Below are 11,838 nucleotides of genomic sequence, written 5' to 3'. Positions count from 1 at the left end.
CTGGTGGGCGTGGTGGTGTGTCCAGTCGGTTTCGCTCAGGACTCGCTATTGTTGTCCGAGTCGGTGTCGCTGCTGTCGGCCTCGGCCGCGATGCCATCGAGCTCTTCAAACAGCGCGCGCAACACCCGAGTCGCCAGGACCAGCTCCCTCGTACCGCGAGCAGCGAGAAGATCGATGAGTTCGCGGGTCTCGTTGCGCGAGCCGAGCTCATAGCTCTCGAACAGCGTGCTGAGCATCAGATCCAGCCCACCACACAGCTTGCGGAGGGTGTCGAGGCTGGGAGAAAAGCTGCCATGCTCCAGACGCCGGACCGTATCTGGCGAGAGTCCGCTGCGCTCCGCGAGGACCTCTTGGGTCATCCCTCGCGCGCGGCGCAGGCTGCGTACATGACGACCGAAGTTTCGACCGGTATCCAAGTTGCGCCCAGTTTCGTGGACCATGAACCGAACCGACAGGGAACATGCGCCGGGCATGTACAAGGTGCGGTGCAGACTGGACGAGACTGGTCCGTCATGCTTGGCGCGGTCCCGACTTGACGACCCGGTGGTGGCCCGGATCTGGGCCACCCTTACAGCAGGTTGGGCGCCGCGAGGCCAGTGGCTCGCATGGGCGATGGCGGGTTGCGGCGCCGCTGCCGTTGGCAGGTTGCTGGCAGTTCCTGCGGGGTGGGCAGCGGCGACCGCTGAAACATTGCTGGCATCGCGGGGCGCTTCGCTGCAGGCGAGCTGCTTGGGCCCCAGGTCGACATGAAGACTGAGGGTGAACGCGAAGACCAGCCAGTGCTCGCGGTCACCGGCCAAGGGGGTGAGCGAGACCGGGGAACACGCGACAGGGAAACAGCGAGGATCCGACATCAGCGGGCTTGTCGGCCCGCGTCGCCCCCGTTTGCAGACTCAGACCAAATTAATTTCGCGCAGACGTTGCTGCAAGAAATCGTCGGCCGTGATCGGCTCTGGGTAGCGGTCTGGGTTGGCCTCCGAGACGCACTGCGGGAGCGTCTCGATCGAGAACTCCGAGTTGGGGTGCAGGAAAAACGGGATCGAGTAGCGCGGCTGGCTGCGCCACGGCTCTGGGGGGTTGACCACGCGGTGGATCGTGGACGGCAGCACGTTGTTGGTCAGCCGCTCGAGCATGTCGCCGACGTTACAGACCACCACGCCCTCGATCGTCGAGACCGGGATCCACTCACCTTTGCGCGAGTGAACCTGCAGACCGGGCTCGCCCGAGCCGACCAACAGCGTGATCAGGTTGATGTCCCCGTGCGCGGCCGAGCGGACCGCCCCGTCGGCACCGAGGGCGCCGTCGAGCGGCGGGTAGTGGATCGGGCGCAGGATGCTGTTCCCGTGGTCGACCTTGTCGGCGAACCAGTGCTCGCCCAGCTCGAGGTGCATGGCGATCGCCCGCAGCATGCGGTTGCCAAGCTGATCCAGGGCGGCGTAGAGGGCCTCCAGCGTCTCGCGGAAGCCCGGCACATCGGCCGGCCACAGATTGTCTGGCAGCGACCCCGCCCACTCGCTGTTGGGCGAGAAGGTCCGACCGACGTGCCAGAATTCTTTGAGATCCGCGATCGTGTGGTCCTTGGCGGTCTCGACCCCAAACGCAGTGTAGCCGCGCGCGCCACCCCCCCCAGGGATATGGAGCTTCATCTTGGCTTCGGTCGGCTGCGCGAAGAACTGCTTGAGCACCGCATAGGCACGCGCGACGAGGTCATCGTCGAGGCCATGCTCACGGATGCCGACGAAGCCATAGCCGCGCAGCGCTTCGCCGAGATCCGAGACAAACGCCGCACGGTCGGCGTCGCTGCCCTGATCGAAGCGACGGATGTCGAGTTCCGGGACTTGAGGTTCGGACACATCTCGGAGTTACCACGATCTCTCGAGCGTGTGTGGACCCGTGCTTTTTAGACCCCCGCGGCCGGCTTGGCACTTCGCAGGTCCCTCGCTTCGCTCGCTCCCGCTTCATTCGTTGGGCTTGGGTGGGCGCCCAGAACGGCTCGGGGGGCGGTCGGGGCTCGGGTGGCCGCCCAGACCGGCTTGGGGGGCGCTAGTCGCCGGTCGGGATCGTCGCCCACAGGATCCCGATCCAGATCAGCGGCGCGAGGTTGATGCTCAGGCCCAAGCGGACGTCGTTGAGGGGGCCCTCGTTGGTCCCGAGCACCTGGTGGCTGAACTCGACGCCGACGACGCCCCACAGGGCTTCGAGCGCGACCCCGTGCCGCAGGCCGTAGACGGCGGGGCCGTCGTTGGTCGGGCGATCGATGCCGCCAAGGACCAAGCGGGGGCGGTAGAAGGCGGCGACGAGATGGGTCCCAAACCCGACGCCGACGCCAAGATCAAACAAGTGACCGCCGCGGGTGGGGTGGGTCTCGTAGCGGTAGGCGAGCTCCGGCCAGACCCACAACGTGGGGCCGCGATCTTTGACCAGCGGCTGCAGCATGGCGCCTGCGGCGAGCTCGAGCGAGTAGCCGGCGACCGGATCCGCGCCGAGCGGGAACACGACGCCGTTGTCGATCCGGATCGTTGGCATCCAGAAAAACCGCGGCGCGTCGGCGTTGCGCAGCTGCCAGGCCTCGCGCCGTCGCAGGCGCTCGAGCAGCTTTTGATCCGACTGCGCCAGAGGCTGCTCGGCCTGGTGGGCCGCGGTCGCGATGAGCGGCACCCGCACGAGCGCATCGAGGGTCGCCACCCACGCCACGTCCTCGCCCTCATCGAGGACCAGATCGTGAACCAAGCCAACGTCGCTGCCGACCAGCACGAAGCGCTCGCGGTCCCACAGCCACACGCGACCACCGGCGGTCGTGACCACGCGATCACCGGCCGCCGAGGACACCCCGGTGATCCCAGTGAACCCGGGGGGCGGCTCGCCCTCGGTCGGGGCGTCGATCGGGATCGCGTGCTCGCGGGTCGGGACCGAGCCAGACACGTGCAGCTCCGCGGTGTGGGCTTCGCCGGCTTCGTCCTCGACCTCGCGCATCAGCGGTTGGGATTCGATCTCGGCCTGGGTCGCGGCGCGCTGATCACCAAACTCGACCTGCACGAGGCGGTCGCGGCCGACCCGAACCCACAGAGACTCGGTCACCGCGCTGTACCAAGCGTCGTACCAGGGCGCGCGGATCGTCTCGGGGGACAGGCCTGGGACCAGGGGTCGATCCCACTCGCCGTCCAAGAACCGGACCAGCAGGCCGTCGCGGCCGACGATGTGCACGCGACCGCCGGGACTGCTGGCCGCGGCCAGCGGACGCATCCTGGTTGGATAGGGGTAGACGTACCAGCGCCGGGCGCTTCGCTCGTACAGCGCGTGCTCGCGGCCGATCGCGAAGATCGTACCGCTGGCGTCAACGACCACCGCGACGAGCTCGTCGCCCTCGACCAAGGGGGCGCGCTCTTGCGTGATGGCACCCGGGCGCCACGAGACGACGCGCCCGTCTGCCGCGGCGAACACGGCGAGCACGCTGCCGGCCGCCCGGGTCCCGGCGGCGTCGACGAACAGCTCGACGTCGACCGACTCTGCGGCCTCTTGTTGACCGCTGCGTCCGTACAGATAGATCGCTTGGCGCCCGCCCGCGAGCAGCAGCTCGCCGCCGTCCGACCACAGCGCGCGGATGTCTGGGTTGCTCGAGGGCTCGGCGGTTGGCGACTGCGCGCGCGCCTGCGTGGGCCATGCGAGCAGCACGGCCACCAGCGCGAGCACAGTCTGCAGGACAGCCCGCATTAGTTTGCCCCGCGCTGTTGCGCGATCCATGCACGCACCCGCCGACGCAGGATCGGCAAGGTCACCGGCCCCGCGCCAAGCACGACGTCGTGAAATCCCGCGATGTCGAACGACCCTGCGAGCGCGGCCTCGGCCTCGGCGCGCAGGCGCAGGAGCTCGAGCTGCCCGTACTTGTACGCGAGCGCCTGGCCGGGCCAGCCGACGTAGCGGTCGACCTCGTTGATGATGTTGTTCTCGGCCAGGGCCGTGTGCGCGAGCATGAACGCGATCGCCTGCTCGCGGGTCCAGCCCTTGGCATGGATGCCCGTGTCCACGACCAAGCGGGCGGCTCGCCACGCGTCGAAGCTCGCGACCCCAAGTCGATCGAGGTCGGTCTCGTACAGGCCCATCTCGTCGGCGAGGCGCTCGGTGTAGAGCGCCCAGCCTTCTACGAACACGGTGGTGCCGCCGTGGCGACGAAACGCGGGGGCGTCGGGCAGCTCCTGCGCGATAGCGATCTGCGTGTGATGACCGGGGACGGCCTCGTGGATCGCTAGCACCCGGGCCTCATAGCGCGGTCGGGTCGTGGGCGCGTGGGTGTTGATGAAGTACACGCCAGGCTCGACCTCGCTGGGCTGGCGGTAGTAGGCGATCGTCGTGTAGGGGGCCTCGTAGTCGGGGATCCGCCGGACCTCGCAGGCGGTCTTGGGCAGCCGAGCAAACCAACGCGGAGCCGCAGCCGACGCAGCGGCCAGGCTCTCGCGTGCGAAGGTCTCGACCTCCTCGGCGCTGTCAAAGTACAGCGCTGGATCCGTGCGGAGCCGGGTGAGCACCTGCTCGAGCTCGCCGGTCCCGAACACGCGCTCGCCGAGCCGGGCAAACTCCGCGTCGATCCGGGCGATCTCGGCGAGTCCGAGCTCGTGCAGTTGATCGGCGCTGGGCTGCTCGCTGGTGTGGTGTTGGATCAGCGCAGTGTAACAAGCGGCGCCGTCCGGCAGCGCGCCAACGCCAACGTTGGCGCCGTCGCGCGCGGCGGGCAGCAGCTCGTCGCGCAAGACCGCGACGTAGCGCTGCAGCGCGGGCGCGATCTGGGCGGTGACGACTTCGCTCAGTTGATCGCGGATCGCCAGCTCGTCCGGCGTCTTGGCGTCCGCGACGGGGGTCATCGCGCTCCACTCGTCGATCGGCGCGGCGAGCTGTCGCTCGAGCATGTCCACGGTTCGGCCCAAGGTCTCGGCGTCGGCGACCAAACCGCGGCGCAGGCCGTCGCGCAGATCCGCGATCTGGGCGTCGACGAGGGCGGGGAAGCTGCGGTAGCGCGCGAGCAGAGCGGTCGCGTCGGCCTGGGTCCGCAGCTGCACGAGCTCGGCGACTCCAGCGAGCTCGCTCAGCGCGTTGTCGCGGGTTGACACGCTCCACGCCCACAGCTGACACACGCTGCGGGCCTCGCTGGACTCGAGCTCGGCGATGAACAGCTCCACGGTCAGGCGGTCGTCCTGATCGAGCTTGTCGAGCTTGTCGAGCGCGCGCGCGCGGGTCAGGAACGCGACGCGATCTTGGTGGGCCCGCGCGCGCGCTTCTGGCCCCAGGCTTGGCCAGCGATCGTCGAAGGCGTGCACGCCAATGCTGGTTGCGAACACGGGCGAGCGCTCGAGGTGGACCGCCCAGTGCTCGCGCAGCAGCAGCGCGAGCGCCGGGTCTTGGACGCCCGCGGCCGCGCGGGCGAGCTCTCGCTCGAGGCTGTCATCGCTGGGCGCGGCCGCGACCGGTTGAACCGACGCCCCCGCACCTGCGCCCTTGCAGCCGCCGACCCCCAGCAGGCCGATCGCGCCCAGCAAGAGCGGAGCGAAGCGGCGGAGGGCGGGCGTGATCATGAGAGGCGAGGATTTCAGGCCCCTGCGAGCGACGCAAGCGATCAGCCCGGGGCATCCCCGGATCGGTCGCCGTCAGCGGTGGACCAGAGCTTCCATGGGGTCTTGCCGAACCGCAGCGGCGCCAAGAAGCGCCACGCCAGGACCAGGATCACCGCGTAGGCGAACAGCATGCCCAGCACCGACAGCGCGGTCCCGGGGTAGTCGGCGGGGAACGTGCCCACGGGGATCTGGATCACGATGAGCAAGGGCAGGGCGAGCAGCGCCGAGAGCGGGACCGCGAGCACGTAGTTGCGGGCCGCCGGGCCCTCGAGCTGGGGATCGAGCATGCGCAGCAGCGCCAAGCCGGTTGTAGCGGTGCCGGTGAGCGAGCCATAGGTGACGATCGCGTGCTCGAAGGGCCGGGACGGGAACGCACGTCGGGCCATCCACACGCAGGCCAGCAAGGTCGCCAGTCCACCCACCGTGGAGATCAACAGGACTGGGGCGAGGTACTGGCCCAGCACCGTGACGCTGACGGCCGCGAGCGCGGCACAGGTCGCGACATCGACGATCGTGCTGCTGGTCCGGGCGAGCAGGTCATTGTCGAGCGGAGACCCGCCGGGGAGCCGGGCGGCCAGCGGGCGCAGGGTCAGCGCGAAGCCAGTGGCGATCAGAAAGTGGAAGCCCCACACCGTTGGCTGGTGCTGCTCGGGCAGCAGCGGGGTCACGAGCTCGAGGAACACCCAAGTCGCCAAGTACACGAGCGCGATCGCAACCAGCTGGGCCGTGAGCGGCTCGAGCCCGCCATGCTTGGCCCGCCGCGCGGGCGCGCGTTGCTGCTGGGCGTCTGCTGCAATCGCCACTGTCTCGCCGGCGCCCTTGGTCTGATCCCAACCGCGGCGCCGACCCCAAGCCACGAGCACGACCCCGACCACACAACACCAGGTGTAGCCGAGCGCCGCCATGATCAGCCCGATCTGCGCGCCGTCCGACATCCCCGCCTTGTCCTCCCACGCCGCGCCAAAGGTCATCGCCGGGCCCGGACCTTGGTTGAAGCCCAGCGGCAGCATCACGCCAAAGCCAGTGTGCAGCTCCGGTCCGCCTTGGGTCGCGTTCCAGATCAGCACGCAGCCAAGCCCGACGATCGCTTGCAAGGTTGCGATTGCTGGAATAGCGAAGGCGATCGAGCGCGCCGTCCCCGTGCGCTTGCCCGGCGGCGGTGCCTGCAGGCCCACCGCGATGAACACCAGCGCCAGCGCGTGATAGATGATGACCTCGAGGTGCGCCGCCGAGAACGGCAGCAACCCGATCACCGCCGGCCCACACACCACGCCGATCAACCCTGCGATCAACGCGTCGGGCATGCCCAGCGTTTGCAGTGGCGGGATCACCCGGCGCAGCCCAGCCGCGACCGCGATCAACGAGATGATGATCAGCAGATCCTGAACGTAGCCGCCGACCCAAAAATCCACGGGCTCCTAGCTGTAGACTTCGGGTCGCAGCACGCCGATGAAGGGGAGGTTGCGGTAGCGCCCCTTGTAGTCGAGGCCATAGCCAACGACGAACTCGTTGGGGCACTCGAACCCGACGTAGCGGGCGTTCATGTCCTCGAGCTCCTTGCCCCTGCGCACCGACTTCTTGTCCAGCAGCGCGGCGATCTCCACGGACGCCGGGCCGCGCCCCCGCAGGTTCTCGCGCAGGTAGTGAAGGGTCAGCCCGGTGTCGATGATGTCTTCGACGATCAGCACGTGGCGACCCTCGATCGAGCGATCGAGGTCTTTGAGGATCCTGACGACGCCCGAGGACTTGGTCCCGGCGCCGTACGAGGACACCGCCATGAAGTCGACCGTCAGCGGCAGGTTGACCGTGCGCGCGAGGTCAGCCAGGAACGGGTACGAGCCCTTGAGAATGCCCAGCAACAACAGCGGGCTCTTGTCGGCGTAGTCCTTGGTGATCGCCCGGCCCATCTGGACCACGCGCTCGTGGACAGTGGGCGCATCGAACAGGACCTCGCGCAGATCTGCGCGCAGGCCACCTTCCCAGATCGCGGCCAAGGATTCGGCGGTGGTCTCGTCGCTCATGGCGGCGACGGTATCACGCTGCGCCGCAGCCGTTCAGTGCCCGGTACAAGAACGGCAGCGAGACATCGAGGCGATGGCTCACGCCCGAGTGCCCGCCGTCGAACTCTTGATAGACGTGGTTGATCTGCGCATCGACCAGCTTGCGGGCAAGCGCGCGGCAGCCGAAGTGGATGAAGTACTCGTCGCGTGAGCCGCAGTCGAGGTACAGGCCACGCAGCTGCTGCATGGACTCGTGCGCGCTCGGGAGCGCGGCCAGCTCGAGGGGATCGTGGGCGAGCCACCGGGCCCATCGCTTGGCGTCGCGTTCGCAGGTGTCGGGATCGACCGGCAGCCGGATCCCGTAGGGCGCGTCCGGTTCCGGGGCGTAGGTGGCCGCCATCGCCAGCAGCATCAAGGTGTTGAACTGCCTGCCGCCGATCTTGTCGGCCGCCCACAGCTTGTCGAGGAACACCTGCGGATCATTGTTGCACCCGGCCAAGCTGGCGAGCGCGCCCGGGAGCTCGCGCCCATAGACCAGCTCGAAGCCGACGTCGCCGCTGTGCGACGCGACCGCGCCCCAGTGCTCGCCGTGCTTCATCGCGTGGATCAGCGCCGCGTAGCCCCCGCTCGAGTGCCCGAACACCGCCCGGTGCGCGGGGCCCCGCTTGACGTCGAACTGCGCCTCGACCTCGGGGATCAACTCCTCGAGCACGTGCGCCTCCCAGCGACCGAGCACCGGGGAGTCGATCCACTGGTTGCCGCCGAGCCGGGTGAAGCCGTCGGGCATGACCAGCACCACCGGGCCCATCTCGCCCTCGCTGATCAGCCGGTCGATCCGCTGCGGCAGGCTCTCGCCAAAGCTCTGCCAGTTGAGCAGCTTGAACCCGCTGCCGCCGAATGCCGCGAGCGCCACGAACATCGGGTAGCCCGCACCCTCGCCCTCGTCGTATCCGGCTGGCAGGTAGACCGCCGCGGTGCGCTCGTGGGGGTCGCCGAGTTGGTTGTCACGCAGCGCCGCGGAGTTGATCGTGATCTCCACCAGCCGCCCGCGTGGGCGCATGAAATTATGGCTGGGCACGGGGGCTATTATACCCCCAGCCGTCCCCGACTCGACCCGTGCTCGGCTTCGCCTCCGCGCGGGTCGACACCCTCGCTTCGCTCGGGCCCAAGGTCGGGTCCGTCTGGGGGAACGCTGCGCTCTCTCTCATACCCCCAGCCGTCCCGACTCGACCCTGTGCTCGGCTTCGCCTCCGCGCGGGTCGACACCCTCGCTTCGCTCGGGCCCAAGGTCGGGTCTGGCTGGGGGAACGCTGCGCTCTTTTTTTTCACATTTGGTTGGTGCCTTCGTTGGGCACCTCTTTAGCGGCCTAGGGCTACTTTCATGAGCAGCAGCGCTTCGCGGCCGGCGTTGGCGACCAGCTGGCTCTCTTCGGGTTCACCGGGGACGGGCGTGAGGCCGGCCTTGCCCATGCGGAATTCCGAGTCCAGGCCGCGGCCCTCTAGCTGCTTCAAGAAGTCTTCCTTGGTCAGCCGTAGGTCGCCGCGGTAGTCGTAGACGCGTATGCGGTCGATCGTGCCGCGGGCGTCCACGCCAATGCCGATCTCGAGTGTCAGCACGCTGCCGTCCAAGATCTTGGGCTTGGTGCGCGGGTCGATGAAAATTGCGACACCCAGGAACTGGCCGGCTTCGTCGTGGGCGACGTAGAACTCGGGGGTCTTGTCCTCGGGGTACAGCTCGAAGCCAAGCTGTTGCTCGAGCTGCTTCACCTCTTTGTCCGAGAACTGGTACCGCTTGATCCGCCACGCGTTGGGATCCGCGTCGGGGAACAAGCGCATCAGGTTTCGGTGGGTGACCTCCCAGCTGCCCCACTTGGCCAAGTGGGCCTGGGCGGGGGCCGGCGCCATCGCTACATCCGCCGCCAGGCCAAACAGGGCCACGGTGGTGAGGATGGTGCGCAGCGGGGTGTTCCAGGCCATGAGAGCGTCGATCGGGGATCAGCGTCGCCCGCGGTGCCTCGGACGTCAAGCAGATCAAAAGCTTCAGGTCGTGCTGTCGGTGCCTGTATCCACGTCGCCGTCGCCGTCACCATCGCCGTCGCCGTCGCCGCCGTCCTCGAGGGGCCGGCACATGTCGATGTCGAGCAGGGCGCCTTGGCTCTCGATCCCCGAGACGATGAACTGATAGACCTCGAGGTCGGTGATGCGCCCCGGCCTCACGGCGCGCACGCGCGGGCCCGGGGCCGACAGGCACGTGGCGTTGGGCACGAAGGGGGGCGTGTCCGTTGGATCGATCTCGGCCTCGACGAGCATCAGGTAGCCCGGATCGCTGCCGTCATCGAGCATCGAGACGGGCACGCTCTTGGCGGTGCCGCGAAACCGGTTGCAGGGGAACAGCAACGGCTCGATCACTTGGCAGTCGGGGTTGCCGAGATCCGCCAGGCACGCCGGCGTGTTCTCGATGATCGACAGCCGGACCCGCAGATCGTAGCGGATCCCGCTCTGGCTATCCAAGCCGCAGGTGTCCGGGATGTCGCTCACCGGGTAGATCCGCTCGAGCTTGGCGTTGTCGAACAGCCAGGCGACCTCGACCAGGCCATCGCGGTCAGCACAGGCGCCGCATGCCCACAGCGCGATCAGGCCAGCGAGGCCGCGTCCGATCGTGCGCACACCCCATTCTAACAAGATAGGTCTCGATCCGGCACGCGGCCCCGGCGGATCAGGCGATGAAACACGAGCGCCGCCGCGAACCAGCCCACAGCGATCCAGACCGAGAGGTCCCCCTGCTGGGCCAGCACGATGAGCACGACCAGGCTCGAGGCGGCGTAGAGCACGGGCGGCACGGGGTACAGCCAAGTCTTGTAGGGGCGGTGCAGCTTGGGCTCACGGCGGCGCAGGATCATGACCGAGAGCACCGTCAAGGTCCCGGTGATCAGCATGGCGCTCGAGGTGTAGGCGATCAGCGTGTCCAGGCCGTCGCCAAACGCGGCGAGGTCGAAGAACAACAGACCCAAGGCGATCCCACACTGCAGCCACAGGGCGACCGCGGGGGTCGCGAAGCGCGGATGCAGCTGCCCGGCCGCGCGGGCGCAGTCGCCTTGCTTGCCCATAGCGAACGCGATCCGCGAGCCGGTCAGGACCGAGCCGTTGAGCGAGCCGATCATGGCGAGCACGATCAGCCCGGTGATCATCGTGACCCCGAGCGGCCCGAAGATCGCCTGGGCGGCGGCGGTGCCGGCCTCGCCGACGTGAGCCAACCCGTCGAGCGAGAACACCTCGAGGAAGCCAACGCACAAGATCAGATACAGCGCCGTGACCGCCGCGGTCCCGCCGATCAGCGCGCGCGGGAGGTTGCGCGCGGGGTTCTTGATCTCGCCGCCAACGTAGATCGCCGCGTTCCAGCCCGAGTAGGCGAAGTACACCGGCAGGTACGCGCGGGCCAGCGTCAGCGCGGTTGGCTGATCGCTCCCCGACTCGACCAACACGGGGGTCACGATGCCTGGCTCGTGCTGCCACACCACAAACAAGGTGGCGACGAGCAGCACCGCCAGTGGCACCGAGGTCACCAACACCTGAACGACCCCCGAGACCTTCACGCCCACGTGGTTGATCAGCGTCAAGCCGACGATGATCACTGCCGCCCACAAGTGCGAGGCTGGGATCACCACGGAGCCGAGCGATCCGGCGAGCACGAGTGGCTCGGCGAACCCCGGCCCGAACAACGCCGGCAGCTGAAATTTGGAAGTTGCGACGGCGACCGCCGCCAGCGAGCCGGGAAAGATCGCCAGCAGCTGCAGCCAGCCGGCCGCGAACGCGATCCCGGGCCCCCAGCTGTGCCGCAGGTACGCATAGTCACCGCCGTCGCGGGGCATCATCGCGCCGAGCTCCGCGAGGCTGAGCGCCCCGAACAGCGCCACGATCCCGCCGATCAGCCAGACCAGCATGAACGAGCCCTCGCCAGTGACGTGCGCCGCGACCTCTGGCGGGCTGATGAAGATGCCGATCCCCATCATCGAGCCCGCGACCAGAGCGAGCGCCGGCAGACCGCCAAGGGTCCGCGCCGGACGCATCTGGGCGCTGTCGCCAGAGCTGTGGCCAGCCTCACTCACGATCCGGGGCAGCCTATCTCAGCCTGGTCAGCCTGTCGCCTTTGCGACGAGGCTCCCCGTGCGCGTCCGCTTGGCTTGGGGGGCGGTGGCTCCAAGGGCCAAAACCGGCTAGTTTCGCGGCCGTGCACA

At 68.5% G+C, this 11,838-nt stretch carries 10 protein-coding genes; all 10 read right to left on the bottom strand.

What is annotated here, in order from left to right:
* Positions 1-35: 35 nt before the first annotated feature.
* Entirely contained in the window at positions 36-416 is a 381-nt protein-coding gene (locus DB30_RS07860; RefSeq protein WP_276204339.1) for a helix-turn-helix domain-containing protein, read from the bottom strand.
* Between the two features lie 477 nt (positions 417-893).
* Positions 894-1,853 carry an isopenicillin N synthase family dioxygenase gene (locus DB30_RS07855; RefSeq protein WP_052547414.1) on the bottom strand — a complete coding sequence of 320 codons (960 nt, stop codon included), beginning with the start codon at positions 1,851-1,853 and terminating at the stop codon, positions 894-896.
* 190 nt (positions 1,854-2,043) lie between these two features.
* Positions 2,044-3,711: a hypothetical protein gene (locus DB30_RS07850; RefSeq protein WP_052547413.1), complete on the bottom strand. Its 1,668-nt coding sequence runs from the start codon at positions 3,709-3,711 to the stop codon at positions 2,044-2,046.
* Positions 3,711-5,564: a DUF885 domain-containing protein gene (locus DB30_RS07845; protein WP_052547411.1), complete on the bottom strand. Its 1,854-nt coding sequence runs from the start codon at positions 5,562-5,564 to the stop codon at positions 3,711-3,713. The genes DB30_RS07850 and DB30_RS07845 overlap by 1 nt, the downstream gene beginning before the upstream one ends.
* A 41-nt stretch (positions 5,565-5,605) precedes the next feature.
* Positions 5,606-7,015 (bottom strand): hypothetical protein, encoded by a 1,410-nt coding sequence (locus DB30_RS07840; RefSeq protein ID WP_052547408.1) that lies wholly within the window; start codon positions 7,013-7,015, stop codon positions 5,606-5,608.
* Between the two features lie 6 nt (positions 7,016-7,021).
* Complete coding sequence (gene hpt, locus DB30_RS07835) at positions 7,022-7,624, bottom strand: hypoxanthine phosphoribosyltransferase (protein ID WP_052547406.1); 603 nt, start codon at positions 7,622-7,624, stop codon at positions 7,022-7,024.
* A gap of 13 nt (positions 7,625-7,637) precedes the next feature.
* Positions 7,638-8,681, bottom strand: a complete 1,044-nt coding sequence (locus DB30_RS07830; RefSeq protein ID WP_205632935.1) for an alpha/beta hydrolase — start codon at positions 8,679-8,681, stop codon at positions 7,638-7,640.
* A 281-nt stretch (positions 8,682-8,962) separates the two neighbouring features.
* Positions 8,963-9,580, bottom strand: a complete 618-nt coding sequence (locus DB30_RS07825) for a hypothetical protein (RefSeq protein WP_052547403.1) — start codon at positions 9,578-9,580, stop codon at positions 8,963-8,965.
* Positions 9,581-9,643: 63 nt separating this feature from the next.
* Positions 9,644-10,270: a hypothetical protein gene (locus tag DB30_RS07820; RefSeq protein ID WP_052547401.1), complete on the bottom strand. Its 627-nt coding sequence runs from the start codon at positions 10,268-10,270 to the stop codon at positions 9,644-9,646.
* An 8-nt stretch (positions 10,271-10,278) separates the two neighbouring features.
* The gene (locus tag DB30_RS07815; protein ID WP_052547400.1) at positions 10,279-11,709 is read right to left on the bottom strand and encodes an APC family permease; all 1,431 of its coding nucleotides are present in this window, start codon (positions 11,707-11,709) and stop codon (positions 10,279-10,281) included.
* Positions 11,710-11,838: the final 129 nt, after the last annotated feature.

The sequence above is a fragment of the Enhygromyxa salina genome, assembly GCF_000737335.2.
Taxonomy (GTDB): Bacteria; Myxococcota_A; Polyangia; order Nannocystales; family Nannocystaceae; genus Plesiocystis; species Plesiocystis salina_C.
Note: the sequence above shows the minus strand (reverse complement) of the source record. Positions and strands in the feature narration are given on the sequence as shown.

What these genes read in the sequence shown, in the direction of transcription:
- DB30_RS07850 (WP_052547413.1), bottom strand. Translation starts at nt 3,711, where the DNA reads ATGCGGGCTGTCCTGCAGACTGTGCTCGCGCTGGTGGCCGTGCTGCTC.
- DB30_RS07845 (WP_052547411.1), bottom strand. Translation starts at nt 5,564, where the DNA reads ATGATCACGCCCGCCCTCCGCCGCTTCGCTCCGCTCTTGCTGGGCGCG.
- hpt (WP_052547406.1), bottom strand. Translation starts at nt 7,624, where the DNA reads ATGAGCGACGAGACCACCGCCGAATCCTTGGCCGCGATCTGGGAAGGT.
- DB30_RS07825 (WP_052547403.1), bottom strand. Translation starts at nt 9,580, where the DNA reads ATGGCCTGGAACACCCCGCTGCGCACCATCCTCACCACCGTGGCCCTG.